Origin of the sequence: Thioalkalivibrio sp. ALMg13-2 (genome assembly GCF_000381185.1) — a bacterium.
GTDB lineage: Bacteria > Pseudomonadota > Gammaproteobacteria > Ectothiorhodospirales > Ectothiorhodospiraceae > Thioalkalivibrio > Thioalkalivibrio versutus.
In genome coordinates this window covers 1-13612 of record NZ_KB906110.1, presented here as the reverse complement: position 1 = coordinate 13612, position 13612 = coordinate 1, and the positions used below count along the sequence as shown (strand labels likewise).

Here is a 13612-nt window from a genome sequence, read left to right as displayed (position 1 = left end):
GCGGCGTTCCGGTCCTGGCACCATCGCCGATCAGGCCGTGATCCTCGATCGGCACATAGCCGTCCAGAGGTGACGGGGGCATCTCAGTGACGTTCAACGGGACCCCTCCGATGGTGGGCTACACTGATGTCAGGGAACCCGCCCGGCTGCGGTGGCGGGTGGCCCCTGAAGCGCAACTGCTTGTCCGGGCCGTAGGACCGCGTAGCGTCTGCCTAGAGACTGGGGTTTGGTGGCGAAGTCTGTCAATGCGCAGGCGGGTCCCTGGACGCCAGTGCCGGACAAGTGGTCTCGCGATCCCGGCTTCGGCGAGAGCATCGCCGCGAACGGTGTGATGCTGGAAAAGGCCCGGGACGCCGGTGTGGAGACCGGCCTCGGCGGTCGGGCCCCGAACGACTACCCGGAGTTCGCCGCGTTTCGGGTGGAGCAGGGGATCGAACGCATCCTGGTGAGTGTCCGGACAGCTTCATGGTGAAGCGGAGGGTCGCGCAGGCCGAATGCACAGAGGAACTCGCAGCCGATGAGTGGGGCGCTACGCCGATACCCGGATTCGGTACTTGAGAACATCCGCGCGCAAGCACCGGAGGAAATACGATGCAACCGATCGTCACGCTCACGATGAATCCCGCACTCGACGTCAGCACGTCGGTGGAGGAGGTGGTCAGCAAACACAAGCTGCGCTGCTCGGGCGGCCGTTTCGACCCCGGTGGCGGTGGCGTCAATGTCGCCCGCGTGATCGAGCGTCTGGGAGGCGAGGCGACGGCGCTCTACGCCGTGGGCGGCCCGATGGGCGACGTGTACCGCGGGTTGCTGGAAGCCGAGTTGGATGGGGCACAGCCGATCGAAATCGAGGGCAGCACCCGCCAGAGCTTTAACGTGACCGAGGACTCGACCGGAAAGGAATATCGCTTTGTTCTGGAGGGTCCGGAGTGGCAGGAGAAGGAGTGGCGCGGGGCGCTGGACCGTGTGGAGGAGGTGCTTTCGGACGGTGGCTATCTGGTGGTGAGCGGCAGCCTGCCGGAAGGGGTCCCGGACGATTTCACGGCCCGGGTGGCACGGCTGGCAAAGCAGGCAGGGACCCGCTGTGTTGTCGATGCTTCCGGCGCCTCCCTGGAGGCTGCGCTGGATGAAGGGGTCTTCCTGGTCAAGCCCAACAAACAGGAATTGCGCCAGCTAACCGGGGCCGATCTGGATTCGCGGGAAGAGCAGGAGGCCGCGCTGCAGAAGATCCTCGACGCCGGCGGCTCGGAGATCGTCGCGCTGAGCCTTGGCGGGGAAGGGGCGCTGCTTGCCTCGTCCGAGGGTGTCTTCCATCTCCCCTCGCCAGAGGTTGAAGCCCGCAGCGCGGTGGGTGCGGGTGACAGCTTCGTGGCTGCTCTCGTACTCGGGCTGGCTGGTGGAAAGTCACTCGGGGGTGCGGCCCGGTATGCCGTCGCCGCGGGTGCCGCCGCGCTGTTGAGCGAGGGTACCGTGATGTGCCGTGCCGAGGATGTCGAGCGGTTGTTTCGGGAGACTCGTGGTGAAGACAACGATCGGTCCGGTCCGGACGATCTCCCATAACCGGTAGAAGTCCGCTTGAAAGATGGCCTGGAAACAGGCGATCCTCGTTGAAACACCCGCGCCTTGGGGCGACCCAGGCCCGGGGCGTGTGCCCTGATCTCCGGGCCGGGGATGATGATCAGCCGCTTGGCGAACTCGATTGGCTAATCACTCTGAAAAACCCCGTTCAGCACGACAGTCGGGGTGCTCATTATCTGCGCGAGGGTGATATCCGTGCCGCGTGGCGGCGGCAGGGTTTCATCGAAGATCAGGGTTTCTTGGCGAAATCTTTCCATGCGTATGATGAGAGTGGGGGTTGCCTGCAGGCGCCGCCATTCGACCGAGGGATTTCATGCAGCGGGAGGCCCGCATGAAGGATCAGGCGGAACGAGGGGCAAACACCAGGGCCGTGCTGTTCGATATGGACGGGGTGGTGACGGATACGGCACGCGCCCACGCCGCGGCCTGGAAGCGCCTGTTCGACGAGTTCCTCGAGGCGCGCGCCGAGCGTTTCGGAGAGACGTTCGAGCCCTTCGACGCCGATGCGGAGTATCGCCGGTATGTGGACGGGCGCCCTCGTGCCGAGGGCATCCGCACGTTTCTTGACGCGCGCGGCATCGAACTGCCGGCCGGCAGCGACGAGGATGGCCCGGAGGCGGAGGCGGAGACGGTCGCGGGCCTGGGCCGGCGCAAGAACCGGTATTTCCATGCCTGGCTGGAGGCAAACCGGGTGCAGCCGCTCCCGGGCACCCTGCGACTGCTTGATGTACTGCGCCGCGGTGGCATCCCGACCGCGGTGTTCTCTTCCAGTCGCAATGTGGAGGCCGTCCTGCGCAGCGCCGGCTTGCTCGACGCCTTCGACGTACGGGTGGATGGCAACGAGCTGGCGCGGCTGGATATCCCCGGCAAGCCGGATCCGGCGATGCTGCTGGAGGCGGCGCGGCGACTGGGCGTAGCGCCGCAGGAATGCGCGGTCCTCGAGGATGCGGGCAGTGGTGTCGAGGCGGCGGTGCGCGGACGCTTTCGGCCCGTGATCGGCATGGCCGGTCCCGACCGTGCCGATGCCTTGCTCGAGCTCGGCGCCGACCTGGTGGTCCGCGATGCCGCCGAGCTTCGCTACAGTCGTGCCGCCGGACTGACCCGACGCACGCTCGTCGATCTGCCCCGTGCCCGGGATCGCGAGAGCGAGATGTTCGCGCGCCTGCAGGCCGCGCGTCCGGTGGTGTTTCTGGATTACGACGGCACCCTGACGCCGATCATCGAGGATCACACGCAGGCATGGCTGGCCGGCGACATGCGCGCGACGGTGGCGGCGCTGGCCCGGCACTGCAGTGTGGTCATTGTGAGCGGTCGCGATCTGATGAAGCTTCGGGAGCTGGTCGCCCTCGACTCCGTGTGGCTCGCGGGCAGCCACGGCTTCGAGATCGCCGGTCCGAAGGACGACGACCGAAGTCTGGAGAAGGGCGATGAGTTCCTCCCCGAACTGGATGCGGCGGAACAGGAACTAACGCAGCGGCTGGCAGGGATCGAGGGCCACATGGTGGAGCGCAAGCGCTTTTCCATTGCCGTGCATTACCGGCGTGTCGCCACCGCGGAGGTGGATCGGGTCGGCGCGATCGTCCGCGAGGTGCTGGAGGTACACCCGAAACTGCGTCTCGGCCACGGCAAGAAGGTGCTGGATATCGGTCCGGGCATCCACTGGAACAAGGGCGAGGCCGTGCGCTGGATTCTTGGCGAGGTGGACGGCCCGGGCGAGAAGTTCGTGCCGGTGTATGTCGGCGACGACCTGACCGACGAGGACGCCTTCCGCGCGCTTGCGGGGGAGGGCATTTGCGTCGCGGTGCGACATGACGAAACCCGGGCGACCGCTGCCGACTGCGTGGTGGATGACGTCCTCGGCGTGAAACGTCTGCTCCAGTCCCTGACCGGGATTCTGGCGGCGCGCGTCTCCGATGCCGCGGCGGCGGATACACGGGACAAGGGAGGCTGGGTGTTGCGCTACTCCGGCTACCGTCCCTGGCAGGAGCGTCTGCGCGAGGCGCTGTGCACGCTGGGCAACGGGTATTTCGCGATGCGGGGTGCCGCGCCGGACGCGTGGGCGGATGACGTGCATTACCCGGGCACCTATCTCGCCGGCGGCTACAACCGCCTGATCAGCGAGGTGGCCGGTAGGAAGGTCGAGAACGAGGACCTAGTCAACCTACCCAACGCCTTGCCGCTGACCTTCCGCGTGGATGACGGCGACTGGTTCCGGCTTGACGACACGGAGATCCTGTCGTTTGCACAGGAACTCGATGTTGACCGCGGCCTGTTGCTGCGCAGCCTGCGTTTCCGCGATCCGGCGGGCCGTACCACGCAGTGGCGCGAGCGTCGGTTGGTCAGCATGGATAACCCGCACCTCGCGGCCCTGTGCGTGGAGCTGACCGCGGAGGACTGGTCGGGACGGGTCACCCTGCATTCCGCGCTCGACGGCGGGGTGGTCAATGATGGCGTGGCGCGCTACCGGGGGCTCGAGAACCGCCATCTCGAGATTCTCGAGGCGGACCACCGGGGCGACGACACCCTCTTTCTTCGGGCCCGGACCAACCAGTCCCGGCTCGACATTGCGCAGGCCGCCCGCACCCGTGTGTACCACGAAGGCGTGGAGGCCGGGGTCGAGCGCCAAACGCTGCGGGAGGCGCAGGGCGTGGCGCAGGAGATCATCCTCGATCTGCCGGAACGCGCGAACCTCCGGATTGAGAAGGTCCTCGCGCTGTACTCGTCGCGTGATGCCGCGATCGCCGAACCCGGCATAGAGGCCCTCCGAACCCTCGGCCGTGCCGGTGATTTCGACGCCCTTCGGGCCCGCCACGAGATGGCCTGGCGCCACCTGTGGGGGGAATGCGACATTGCGCTCGAGGATGACGCGGCGCCGGATACCGAACTCAAGCTGCGGATCCACATCTTTCACCTGCTGCAGACCACCTCGAAGCACTCGGTCGATCTCGATACCGGCATCCCCGCGCGGGGCTGGCACGGCGAGGCCTACCGCGGACATGTCTTCTGGGACGAGTTGTTCATCTTCCCCTTCCTGAACCTGCGTATTCCGATGCTGACCCGGGCGCTGCTCCGCTACCGCTATCGCCGCCTCGGGGAGGCCCGGCAGGCGGCGCTTGAGGCCGGCTATCGGGGCGCGATGTATCCCTGGCAGAGCGGCAGCGACGGACGCGAGGAGACGCAGCGACTGCATTTGAACCCGACTTCGGGGCGGTGGCTCCCGGATACCTCCCACCGGCAGCGGCACATCAACTCCGCGATCGCCTACAACCTGTGGCAGTACTTCCAGGCCACCGGTGACCAGGAGTTCATGAACTTCTACGGGGCGGAGATGCTGTTGGAGATCGCCCGGTTCTGGGCCAGTGCATCGGTCTATAACCCGAACCTGGAGCGCTACGAGATCAAGGGTGTGATGGGGCCGGACGAGTATCACACCGCGTATCCGGACGCCGACCCCGAGGCCCAGGGCGGGGTGGACAACAATGCCTACACCAACGTGATGGCGGCCTGGGTACTGACCCGCGCGCGGGACGTCATCGACCTGCTTCCGGAGATCCGCTGGCGGGAGCTGCGGGAACGTGTCGGCCTGGACGACGCGGAACTCGATCTCTGGGACGAGATCAGCCGCAAGCTGCGCGTGCCGATGGACGCGGACGGGATCATCTGTCAGTTCGAGGGCTATGAACAGCTCGCAGAGTTCGACTGGCAGGAGTACCGGGAACGCTACGGTGATATCCAGCGCCTGGACCGGATCCTGGAGGCCGAGGGCGATTCGTCAAATCGCTACAAGGTCTCAAAGCAGGCCGACGTCCTGATGATGTTCTATCTGTTCTCGGCGGAGGAGCTGGCGATGCTGTTCGAACAGCTCGGCTATCCGTTCGATCCGTCGATGATCCCGCGCAACGTCGATTACTACCTGGCCCGCACCTCGCACGGCTCGACCCTGAGCCACGTGCCGCATTCCTGGGTGATGGCGCGGTCTGACCGCTCCCATTCCTGGGATCTCTTTCAGCGCGTCCTGGACAGTGACCTCGAGGACATCCAGGGCGGTACGACGCCCGAGGGCATCCATGTCGGCGCGATGGCCGGGAGCGTCGATCTGGTTCAGCGTTGCTACCTGGGGATCGACATGCGGGGTAACGTGCTCCACTTCGATCCGGTGTTCCCCCCGGAACTGCACTGCGTGAAGGTGCGATTGCATTACCGCAACCAAACGCTGGAGGTGGAGGCCACCCGCGAGTTGCTGGAGATCCGCAGCGGTGCCTATACCACCCACTCGATCATGGTGGCTTACCGCGGTCATTACCGGGAGTTGGCGCCCGGCGACGACTGCCGCTTCCGGCTGCTGAAGCCGGAGGAACGCGTTCGCGACGAGAATCGCACCGGCGGGGTCGAGCCCGACCCGGCACATTGATCCGTGTTTCCCTGGAGGTTTCCGACATGAATGCCCAGACCGTCGACGAACTCTTCGCCTCGCAGTCGCCGGAGGAGGGGCAGGTGGCGGTGGTCGCCATGACCCGCGATGGCCTCGAAACCACTTCGCGGGCGGATCTGCTCGAGCGAGCCGGGCGTCTGGCGGCCGGACTCCGGGAGGCCGGCCTGGAACGCGGAGACCGGGTGGGGCTGTTCGCCCCGAACAGCCCGGAGTGGGTCATCGCCGCGCTGGGGGTGATGACCGCGGGGGGCACTGTGGTTCCCCTGGACACGCAGATGCCCTCCGAGGATCTGCAGCACGCCCTGTCCGATTCGCGGCCGCGCTTCATCTTCACTACCTCGAGGCTGAAACAGCGCCTCCCGGCTGATTTGGGTGAGGTGCGCACCTGCCTCTTTGATGCCGAGCCGGAGGCTTCCAAGGCGTGGGAGGGGCTTCTGAAGCAGGATGCGGCATCGTCGGTTGCGCGACACGACGATGTCGCGGCGGTCTTCTACACCTCCGGTACCACCGGACCGCCGAAGGGCGTGCCGCTGACCCACCGGAACCTGACGAGCAATGTCGGCGCGCTCTGTGCGGAGGAAATCGCGGACCATCGCGACCGGGTCCTGGTCCCTCTGCCGTTCCATCATGTCTATCCGTTCACCGTCGGCATCCTGGTCCCCCTGACCCTCGGGGCGCCCATCATCGTGCCGTTCTCCCTGGTAGGGCCGCAGATCGTGCGCGGCCTGCGCGATGGCGAGGCAACGGTGATGCTGGGGGTGCCGCGCCTCTACGAGGCCGTGTGGAAGGCCCTGGAGGACCGGGTTGCGGGGCGTGGGCGGATCGCGGCGCTGTTGTTCCGGCAGATGCTGCGGCTGTCGAAACTGGCGCGCCAGCGATTCGGGCTGCGCCTGGGTCGCCGGCTGTTCAAGGGCCTGCACCAGCGGCTCGCCCCGCGCCTGCGCCTGGTAGTCGCCGGGGGTGCCGCGCTCGACCCCAACCTCGGGCGCGACCTGCAGGCGTTGGGCTGGGAGGTGGGTACCGGCTACGGTCTCAGCGAGACCGCGCCGATTCTCACTTACAACCCGCCGGACCGGTTGCGACTGGAGGCCGCGGGGCTGCCCCTGCCGGGCGTCGAGCTGGCCATCGACGACACTGATTCCCGCGACGGGCGCGGCGAGGTGATGGCACGCGGCCCGAACATCTTTGCCGGCTACCTGAATCTTCCGGAAAAGACCGAGGAGGTCCTCGACGAGGACGGATGGTTCCGCACTGGGGACACGGGCGAGATCGACGACGATGGCTACCTGCACCTGCACGGTCGCGAGTCCTCGATGATCCTGCTCTCCGGGGGCGAGAACGTCGACCCGGAACGGGTAGAGGGCGCCCTGCAAGGCATTGACGAGATCCGCGAGGCCGGCGTGCTGGCGCATGACGATCGCCTGGCGGCGGTCGTGGTTCCGGAGTCGGGGCTGTTGCGCGAGGTCACCGGCGAGGACCTGGAGAAACGGGTGAAGGATGCGGTCAAGCGCGCGGCAGAGGAACTGCCGAGTCATCACCGCCCGGGTGTGGTGCGCATTGCGCTCGATCCCCTTCCGCGCACGCGCCTGGGCAAGCTGCGCCGGCACAAGCTCGAAGAGCTCTTCGAGGAATTGGGCAAGGAAGATGCCGTTTCCGAGGCGCGACCGGAGCCGGTCTCTCCGGAGTCGATGGCCCCCGAGGACCAGCAGCTGCTCTCGGACCCGGGCGCCGAACGTACCTGGAACTACCTCGCCGAGCGCTTTCATGATATCCGCGTTACGCCCGACAGTAGCCTCGCCGAGGAGCTCGGGATCGATTCGCTCAGCTGGGTCGACCTCACGCTTGCGCTGCAGGACCGCGCCGGGATCGATCTGGATGATTCGGCGATCGAACGCGTCGAAACCGTCCGGGACCTCCTGCAGGAGGCGGCCGGGGCCTCCGAAGCCAAGGAGGGCCGGGGCGAACTGAAGGCGCAACTCGAAGATCCGGAAGCGCTGCTCGCCGAAGACCAGAAAAAGGACCTGGAGCCCCCCGGCACGACCCGCCGCGTGGTCGGCGGCCTGCTGCTGGTTTTTGCGCGGCTGCTCTCGCGGTTGCTGATGCGCGTCGAGGTGCAGGGCAGTCTTCCGGCCGACGGTCCTTACCTGCTCGCACCCCGCCATCTGAGTTTCGTCGACCCCCTGGCGTTGCTGCCCGCCCTGAGCAGGCGGGATCTCGAGTCGCTGTACTGGGCCGGTCTGGAGGACTATTTCTTCTCCAATCGGTTATATGGGGCGCTCAGCCGCACTGCGCGCGTCCTGCCGGTCGACCCCGGATCCGCGCCGCGTAGGAGCCTCGCTCTGGCTGCGGCCAGTGTGAAGCGGGGACACAGCCTGATCTGGTTTCCGGAAGGCCAGCGCTCCCCGGAAGGCACGCTCCAGAGACTGCGGCCCGGTATCGGGCTCGTGCTCGCGGCACAACCCGTCCCGGTGGTGCCCGTGTGGATTGAAGGCACGCGCGAGGTGCTGCCGCCGGGCAAGCATTTCCCGCGTTTCGGCGGAAGGGTGCGTGTCGTCATCGGGGAGCCGGTTCTGCCGGAGCAATACGGCACCGACGAGCGAGAGATCGTCCGCACCCTGCAGTCCGCTCTGGAGGAACTGGGCGCTGCGGCAGAACACGGCAGGTGACCACTACGTTGACCGATAGGGGAGTGTCTGGCGTCAACTACGCTGGCTGGCGGTCAGGGGTGCGGCGTGGTATGCCGTCGCCACGGGTGTCGCCGCCCTGTTATGGAGACGCTGATTGAGTTGCGCGCTCGCGCTCGCGCTCGAGTCGCTTTTGCGTGCGAACAAGGCGCGGTGACTGCCGTGCAGTCATTCTGCACAAGGGAACCGCAACGCCGTGCGCGCGCACGTTTTCGTCAACAACGGGCGGCCGAGCCCCTGCATTCAATGGCTTGTGGGGTTGGTGCCCCCTGTTCCCCGAGCCTGTGTTGCGCCGCTTTCGGGTAGAATCACTACCCGCTGCACGCCGCGCCTTGTCTCGGAAAACAGGGGGCACCAACGCGAGCGCGTGATTCAATCAGCGTCTCCTTAAGCGAAGGAACCGTGATGTGCCGTGCCGAGGATGTCGAGCGGTAGTTTCGGAACGCTCGTGCTGAAGACAACGGTCGGCCCGGCCTGGACGATCTCCCGTAACCGGTGGACGTCAGCATGAAAGACGGCCTGGAAAGAGGCGATCCTTGTTGAAGCCTTGAGCCTTGAGCCTTGGGGCGACCCAGCCCCTGTGTGTCCTGATCTCCGGGCCGTGGATGATGATCAGCCGCTTCGCGAACTCGATTGGCGGATCACGCTGACAAACTCCTCTCACCACGACAGTCGGTGCGGCCCCCGAGCTTGCTATCTGGTAGGCACCATCTAATCTCGGGGTAATGCCCTCATGTGACAGGGCGAGCGTTTTGGCCAGCCCGGCTCTGTACTACCTGCACTTGGTCTGGTGCAGGCCAAGGCGATTGTGTTCTGTATCACTTCGCCGTGGAGGATTTTAAATGGCCAAGAATATTTTCATCGTCGGGGCCGACCCGTTTAACATGAAGAAGGTCAGGGCGGTCGACATCGGCATCGACTACAGACTCCATGAGCTATTGACTTTTGATGAAGTAAAAGCCAAAGGGTTTTATCCTGTCGAAGAATGCCTTGGAAAGGCACGAGAACGTCTACAGGAGTTCGACGGTTCGATCGACGGAATTCTCGGTTATTGGGATTTTCCAGTGACCACGATGGTGGCGATCCTCTGCCGCGAATATGGACTTTCCTCGCCCTCGCTCGAGAGTGTCCTCCGCTGCGAGCACAAATACTGGAGTCGGCTGGAACAGCACAAAGTTATCCCGGGCATGGTCCCGCGATTCGATGTCCTGGATCCGTTCGATGATGCCGCCATCGACGCTATGGACGTTCCCTTTCCCTTCTGGATCAAGCCAGTTAAGGGGATGGACTCGCTTCTTGCATTCAGGGTAGGCAACCGGCGCCAGCTGGGCCATGCCATTGGCCAGTTCCGCGCGCGCATCGATCGGATCGCCGGACCCTTCGACCAGATCCTTTCGTATGCAGATCTCCCTGAGGAGATTGCCGCCATCGGCGGCCGGAACTGTATCGTTGAACAGGCTGTTGGCGGGCGCCAGTGCACGATAGAGGGTTACGTGTTTGCCGGCAAGCCGCAGCATTACGGGATCATCGATTCGATCAATTATCCCAACCGTTCGTCGTTTCTTCGCTATCAATACCCGTCTAGCCTTCCGAAGCGGGTGAAGAACAGGATCAGTGAGGCGACCAACAAAGTATTGCTACACTTTGGCTACGACAATGCGACCTACAACGTGGAGTTTTTTTACCGGACAAAGTCCGAGGAGCTCACGTTGCTGGAAGTCAATCCGCGATTGTCACAATCACATAGCGATATGTTTGAAAAAGTGGATGGGGCTTCCAATTTCCAGATCATGCTTGAACTGGCATTGGGAAGGGCACCGGATTTACCGTTACGACACGGCCGTTATGGGTGTGCCGCGAAGTTTCACGTGCGCGTGTTCGAGGACGGAATCGCCACGCATGTTCCCAGCGCAGGCGATATCGAGCGTATCCAGGAGGAATTTCCGGATACCCTGATCGAGCTGAAGGTCGAGCAGGGGACGCGGCTCTCGAGCCTGCTGGAGCAGGATAGCTACAGCTACGATATCGCTCATGTCCATACGGGCGCAGAGGATCGCAAGGCATTGCTGGAAAAATACAACCGTATTCTGCAGGCCCTGCACTTCGAGTTCGGGTCTGTTCCAGAGATATCAGGCGAGGCCCCGGAGGTGCAGAATGCTGTGTCCTGAGATGCGGCCTTCGCTACGGGATTGGAATCCGAAATGGCCCCGGGGTGTGCGAGGGTGCGCGACCGGGGTTTCCGCTTTGCACGGGATACGGCTTGCGCGCATGGTCTGAAGGGCGATCATGTTCCAAAAAGCAGTGTTCGGTCGTCCCGGGGCATATGAGCGGATCAATCAGTCGCGTTTGCGGACCTGCGCGGAGGCGGTCTAATGAGGTAGCCCGGCACCGGTGGGCTGCTTGCCGACGGAGCGGCGCAGCCCTGGCCTGGCCGTACATCTTCTGGGTACGGGCTGTGATGTGGGGTGGCTTATCCCGTCGCAGGTCTTTTTGGTGGCGGATCGTTCATGCACAACGGCGGAAGGCGGGTGAACGAGGGGACCGGATCTGGAGGAGAACGGACCATTGCGAATTTGGATCTAGCTCATAACTCTGCCTAAAGTGGAGGGATTTATCGCGGCTGGAAACCGGCCGTCCGATTCTTGCAAGGAGCACGAGCATGTCAGCAAGCCAACAAGTCACGGACCTATTGCTCAGCGCTGACATCGAGGTTGGTGGCGAGCGGCCCTGGGATGTTCAGGTCCACGACGAGCGGCTGTATCGGCGGATTCTGGCCGAGGGGTCGCTCGGCACCGGCGAGGCCTACATGGACGGCTGGTGGGACGTCGAGCGGCTGGACGAGTTGTTCTTCCGGATCCTCCGGGGACGCCTGGAGCGCAAGGTGCGCAGCCCCGCGGTACTCGGCCGGGTGCTGCTGAGCTGGCTCGCCAACGAGCAGAGTCGCCGGCGCTCGCGGCGGGTCGCGGAGCAGCACTACGACCTCTCGAACCGGCTCTACGAGGCCATGCTCGGGCCGACCATGCAATACACCTGCGCCTATTACGGCCCCGACGGGGCCGACGCGACCCTGGACGAAGCCCAGCGCGCGAAGCTGGACCTGATCGCGCGCAAGCTGCACCTGGAGCCGGGTATGCGCGTGCTCGAACTGGGCGGCGGGTTCGGCGAGCTGGCCCGGTTTCTGGCCGCGGAGCACGGATGCGAGGTGGACAGCTACAACATCAGCAGTCAGCAGGTGGAGTACGCGAGAGGGCTTTGCGAGGGCCTGCCGGTCGACGTTCGGCAGCAGGACTACCGCGAGGCGGCCAATGAATCCCGGCAATACGACCGTGTCCTGAGTGTCGGTCTGATGGAGCACGTCGGGCCGAAGAACTTTCGCGCCTTCTTCGATCTGGCCCGGGCCCGCCTGAAGCCCGGCGGCCTGGCGCTGGTCCACACCATCGGCGGCAACATTAGCCGTGGCGGCACCGACCCCTGGATCGCGAAATACATCTTCCCCGGTGGCGTGATCCCATCCGAGGCGCAGCTCACCCGGGCCAAGGAGGGGCTGTTCGTGCTCGAGGACTGGCACAACTTCGGCCCGGACTATGACCGCACCCTGATGGCCTGGGACGACAATTTCGTCGCCGCCTGGCCGGAGCTGAAACAAAGCGAAGGCCTGGATGAACGCTTCTACCGGATGTGGCGCTATTACCTGCTGAGCTGTGCCGGCGCCTTCCGGGCGCGCCAGCTGAATCTCTGGCAGCTCGTGCTCAGCCACGGGGATCTGCCGCGTTACGAGCCGGTCCGATGAGCAGCGCCGCCTGGGCCGCCCACCGCAATCGTGTGGAGGCGATGGCCGCGGCGCTGGCCGGGTCGGACGGACCGGTGCGCCTGAGAAAGTCCACCAGCAACCTGTTCAGGCCGCGCCAGGAGGCCCGCCGGACCGAGATCGACGTGGCTTCGCTCAACCACGTGATCGAGATCGACGCCGAGGCCGGCGTTGCCGAGGTGGAGGGCATGACGACCTATGCCGACGTGGTCGACGCAACCCTGCCGCACGGCCTGGCACCGGCCATCGTGCCGGAACTCAGGAGCATCACGGTCGGCGGCGCGACCACCGGGATCGGCATCGAGTCGGGCGCGTTCCGCTACGGCCTGGTGCACGACACGGTGGACGAGCTCGACGTCATGGTCGCCGACGGCCGCGTGTTGACCTGTTCGCGCGAGCAGCGCCCGGAACTGTTCTACGGCTTTCCGAACTCCTACGGCAGCCTCGGTTACGCCACCCGGGTCCGGCTGCGGCTGATTCGGGTGGGGCCTTATGTGCGGCTCGAGCACACCCGCTTCCGCGACCCCGAAGAACTGTTCGCCGCGATCGCCGAGGAATGCGCGCACCCGACCTGTGCGTTTCTCGATGGCGTGTACTTCGCACCCGGCGATTACGTGCTGACCCGCGCGCATTGCGTGGAATCGCTGCCGGCGGGCACCGAGGCCAGCGACTACACCTGGATGCGCCAGTACTGGGAGAGCCTGCGCGAACGGCGCGAGGATTATCTGAGCATCCACGACTACCTCTGGCGCTGGGACACCGACTGGTTCTGGTGCAGCAGGAATGTCGGCGCCCACCTCAAGCCGGTGCGGCTGCTTCTCGGGCGCAAACGCCTGTCGAGCGTGACCTACCAGAAGATCATGCGCGCCAGCCGCCGCTGGCCGCTGAGCCTGCTCCACGCGGTTCGCCCGCGCAGCGAGGCGGTGATCCAGGACGTCGACATCCCGATCGCCAGCGCCGCGGCGTTTCTGGCCGATTTCGAGGCCGAAATCGGGATCCGTCCGGTGTGGATCTGCCCATTTGTCGTGCCCGAGGCCGGGTTCTCGTTGTTCCAGCTGCGTACCGATACCGCGTACATCAACTTCGGCTTCTGGGACATGGTCCGCTCCAGCG

General features: G+C 65.2%; 7 protein-coding genes. All 7 read left to right on the top strand.

Going from position 1 to position 13612, the window contains the following annotated elements; translation table 11 throughout:
• Positions 1-229: 229 nt before the first annotated feature.
• A complete protein-coding gene (locus tag F618_RS0108575) occupies positions 230-472 on the top strand; it encodes a hypothetical protein (RefSeq protein ID WP_231362670.1) in 243 nt (80 codons plus the stop codon).
• Between the two features lie 119 nt (positions 473-591).
• A complete protein-coding gene (locus F618_RS0108570) occupies positions 592-1557 on the top strand; it encodes a 1-phosphofructokinase family hexose kinase (RefSeq protein WP_019568313.1) in 966 nt (321 codons plus the stop codon).
• A gap of 331 nt (positions 1558-1888) precedes the next feature.
• Entirely contained in the window at positions 1889-5986 is a 4098-nt protein-coding gene (gene otsB, locus F618_RS0108560; RefSeq protein ID WP_019568312.1) for a trehalose-phosphatase, read from the top strand.
• Positions 5987-6012: 26 nt separating this feature from the next.
• Positions 6013-8673, top strand: coding sequence for an AMP-binding protein (locus F618_RS0108555; RefSeq protein ID WP_019568311.1), 2661 nt, complete (start codon positions 6013-6015; stop codon positions 8671-8673).
• Between the two features lie 860 nt (positions 8674-9533).
• Positions 9534-10859: an acetyl-CoA carboxylase biotin carboxylase subunit family protein gene (locus F618_RS0108550; RefSeq protein WP_019568310.1), complete on the top strand. Its 1326-nt coding sequence runs from the start codon at positions 9534-9536 to the stop codon at positions 10857-10859.
• A gap of 491 nt (positions 10860-11350) precedes the next feature.
• The gene (cfa, locus tag F618_RS0108545; RefSeq protein ID WP_038071463.1) at positions 11351-12481 is read left to right on the top strand and encodes a cyclopropane fatty acyl phospholipid synthase; all 1131 of its coding nucleotides are present in this window, start codon (positions 11351-11353) and stop codon (positions 12479-12481) included.
• Positions 12478-13612: FAD-binding oxidoreductase (locus tag F618_RS0108540; RefSeq protein WP_019568308.1), on the top strand; the 1135-nt coding region annotated here is incomplete at its 3' end. The genes cfa and F618_RS0108540, both read left to right, overlap by 4 nt.